Origin of the sequence: Roseomonas chloroacetimidivorans (assembly GCF_049629625.1) — a bacterium.
In the GTDB taxonomy this organism is placed as follows: Bacteria; Pseudomonadota; Alphaproteobacteria; order Acetobacterales; family Acetobacteraceae; genus Roseomonas; species Roseomonas chloroacetimidivorans.
In genome coordinates this window covers 1-2,808 of sequence record NZ_JBNBZS010000212.1, presented here as the reverse complement: position 1 = coordinate 2,808, position 2,808 = coordinate 1, and the positions used below count along the sequence as shown (strand labels likewise).

General features: G+C 65.3%; 2 protein-coding genes and 1 pseudogene. 2 read left to right on the top strand and 1 reads right to left on the bottom strand.

The genetic code is table 11. The features are described 5' to 3' along the window. Positions 1–233, top strand: a 233-nt coding sequence (locus ACO1BU_RS36650) for a hypothetical protein (protein WP_424140786.1), incomplete at its 5' end; no start/stop codon positions are given. A gap of 632 nt (positions 234–865) precedes the next feature. On the opposite strand, the gene ACO1BU_RS36645 is transcribed toward ACO1BU_RS36650, so the two are convergent. Continuing rightward, the gene (locus ACO1BU_RS36645; protein ID WP_424140785.1) at positions 866–2,497 is read right to left on the bottom strand and encodes an IS1182 family transposase; all 1,632 of its coding nucleotides are present in this window, start codon (positions 2,495–2,497) and stop codon (positions 866–868) included. Positions 2,498–2,561: 64 nt separating this feature from the next. On the opposite strand from ACO1BU_RS36645, the pseudogene ACO1BU_RS36640 reads away from it, so the two are divergent. Next, a pseudogene (locus ACO1BU_RS36640) lies at positions 2,562–2,681 on the top strand (IS5/IS1182 family transposase); the annotation flags it as partial. Positions 2,682–2,808: the final 127 nt, after the last annotated feature.

Genomic DNA, 2,808 nt, shown 5'->3' with positions numbered 1-2,808 from the left:
CTCAACAGCCGAGGAAAGACTTGGTGTTTTTCTCGGTTCCGCCTGGTTTCGCGTTGATCGCTGATGTCCGGATCGCCAACGACGCAAGCATCCTCAATAAGCCTCCCTTCATAGTCGAGTTCGAAGCACATGACGGCATGCGGCAGGTCAGGCTCTCGCCGCGACGCTTCAGAGAACTCGGGGTCCTGGATGCCCTTCTGACTGGGCGGCCTATTCCCATCCCGAAGCCCTAGCCGATGAGGCTGGGCAGCAGCGAGGCGCCGATGGCCACCAGGGGTGCTATCTTCGTTCTCCGGGTTGTTAGGGGTGCCGGGGGCAAGCCCAGCGGCAGTAAACTTAAGTGGTCGCCAAAGGCCGGTCGGGGGCGCACATACGCCTCCATGGCAAGTGTCGTCCCGCCAGTCGGCCGGGTCCTGATTGAAGGCTTGAATTACCTGCTTGACCCGAAGGGGGACGGTGGGTCTTTGGTTGTGGTGGCGTACCGCACACGCTCGACGGAGAACGCGATCCTGCTCAGCCCGGAGCGCGTTAAAGAACTCGATCTCATCCGGGCCTTTCGAGACCAGACGCCCGTTCCGATGCCCACGCCTTAGACCCCGTTTGAGAATGCAGTTCGGGCCTGGGTTGGGCTGGTCTGCATGGCCACATAGGCGGGATGTGGACCAAGGAGCACCGTGCGCGACCGTGGTGCATGGATCGGGCTTGAGGGCGGTTTGGGGTAGGATGGGGGTGGGGCGAAGCCCTATCATCGAACAGGGACGCCCTGCTTGCCTTTCAAAGCCCATCGGGATCGCCGGCATCACATTCCGAAGCAGCGGCACCGGGTCACGAATTGATACCGTTGGCGAATTCGGCGAGCGGGGGGTCAGGCGGCCAATAGTCGGACGAGGCGTGAGCGTCGTGTGGCGGCTCGTGGCCTGCCCCGTAGCCAGGCATCCAGGCGCACGACGTTGAGGGCCGCCGCGGTTGCGACATGCTGCAGGTGTGTCTTGGCCAGGCCTACGTAGCGCGAGCGGCGCAGCCCGCAGCGTCGTATGGCCTGCGACAGGCAGCCCTCGATCCCTGCGCGCACACCGTAGAGCGCTCGCCATTGCGGTGTCTGCTGGTGCTGGCGCGCGTGCTGGATCGCCTCATGCCGGTCTTCGAGGCGGAAGGTCAGCCGTCGCGAGGCGACCTTAGCCCGTGTGCACAGGGGGCGGCTCGGGCAGGCGCGGCAGACCCGGTCTGCGAAGACCGCCTGGACGCGCTGCGTACCCCCGTCATCTACTCCCGGCAGCCAGTTGATGCTGTTGTGCCCTTGTGGGCAGGTCACGACCTGAGCATCCCAGTCGATTCTGAAGGCAGAGATGTCGTAGCCCTGACCGGCCTTGGCCTGCCAACTGGAATCCGGGCGTATGGGACTGATCAGTTCGACATCATGCTCTACCCTGACCTCCAGCAACAGGTCGGCATCCATGAAATGCGTCCGTGGCAGCAGGCCCCGTCGCGCGAGATCGGCGTGCACAGGCGCCGTCATCGCCGTGTCCGGAACCGGAGCCGGCGTCGTTGCGACGTTGGTGATGACGTGCGGGGCATCAGCATCGCAGGTCTCGCTGAAGTGCGCCTTGTAGCCGATCCAGGCCGTGGTGCGCTTGTCGCCGAAGCTGGCATCCACGTCATAGGGGCTGTGGATGCGCGCTCCTGACGGAGGCAAGTCAGTACGGTCCCGCCAGCTGACCCTGTCGCCCTGCAGATAGAACTGCTGCACCCAGGCCCGGCGCAGCGCCTGCACGGCGGGAAGTTCGTGCAGCCACCTCGGGGCAGCCGGGCCATAGACGTCAGCGAGCAGCCGGTGGCCGTCCCTGCCGATGCTTTCACCAAGCTCTCGACGTGCGGCCTCGCTCTTGGGCAGCCGGTAATCCTCAATGCGGCGTCCATACCGATCAGCCCAGCTGCGTTCCGCGTGCTGAGCCAGCCAGTCGGGCGCGGCTGCGGCGAGGGCGTTGAGCGCGGCCCGCAGCACCTCGCCGACGTTCTCCAGACGATTGAGCTTGCGCACAGCGGCCAACACGTGGGTCGAGTCGGTGCGCTGCCGACCGCGCGCCTTCAACAGACCGCGTTCGCGATGCCGCGTCAGCATGGCATCGAGCAGGATCGGCTCGAGACCGCCTGCGACCAAGCGGGCGCGGAACTCGCAAAGCACCGAAAAATCGAACCCTGGATTACTCAGGTCCAAACCCAGCGCATATTTCCAGTCGATCCGGCCGCGAACCGCATCCGCCGCCTGGCGGTCCGCTAGCCCCTCGGCAAACTGCAGGACCGTCACCAGGGCCAAGCGCCAAGGTGAGTGCGCTGGCTGCCCTCGAGCTGGGAACAGAGATGAGAACATCTGGTCGTCGTAGATCGCACCGAGTTCATCGCGCATGCGCATGGCGGCACACCCGCGTGGAAATGCTGCCGCCGCGACCTGAGCAGTCATGGCGGGAACCGGTGCGATCCCGGCAGGGCGTAGAGACATAGCAGATCTCCTCGGCTGCCCCCCGACCGCAGAGTGTCACGTAGCCAACGAATTCGCCAACAGTATCACGAATTGGCCGGCCTACGAGGCTGGCCTGCGTGCCCGCGGCAGCCTGGTCGTGTGGTTCTCCGAAGCGGCGATTGAGGCCTGGAGGGCGGCGCCGCGCACGACCCGCGGCGGCCAGCCCGGGACTGTCAGGAATTTCGTGTGCGGGAGGGCGGTTGCACACGTTCAGGCCATGGCTCTGGTGAAGCGCTCGCCAAAGAGGACGGCGAACTGAGCCTTGGCCATCGACCACTCACGGGGTGGCA

What these genes read in the sequence shown, in the direction of transcription:
- ACO1BU_RS36645 (WP_424140785.1), bottom strand. Translation starts at nt 2,497, where the DNA reads ATGTCTCTACGCCCTGCCGGGATCGCACCGGTTCCCGCCATGACTGCT.